Source organism: Citrobacter sp. Cf132 (assembly GCF_030333885.1).
Classification (GTDB): Bacteria; Pseudomonadota; Gammaproteobacteria; order Enterobacterales; family Enterobacteriaceae; genus Citrobacter; species Citrobacter freundii.
On sequence record NZ_JAOWFA010000007.1, the window covers coordinates 1 to 259 of the forward strand.

Annotated in this window: 1 protein-coding gene; it reads right to left on the reverse strand. The window is 59.1% G+C overall.

Translation table 11 applies throughout. The annotated features are described in order from the left end of the window. On the reverse strand, positions 1-259 hold a 259-nt coding region (locus OGV85_RS00040), incomplete at both ends, for an IS1 family transposase (protein ID WP_286552849.1).

Here is a 259-nt window from a genome sequence, read left to right on the forward strand (position 1 = left end):
ATTCATACAGCGGCCAGCCATCCGTCATCCATATCACCACGTCAAAGGGTGACAGCAGGCTCATAAGACGCCCCAGCGTCGCCATAGTGCGTTCACCGAATACGTGCGCAACAACCGTCTTCCGGAGCCTGTCATACGCGTAAAACAGCCAGCGCTGGCGCGATTTAGCCCCGACATAGCCCCACTGTTCGTCCATTTCCGCGCAGACGATGACGTCACTGCCCGGCTGTATGCGCGAGGTTACCGACTGCGGCCTGAG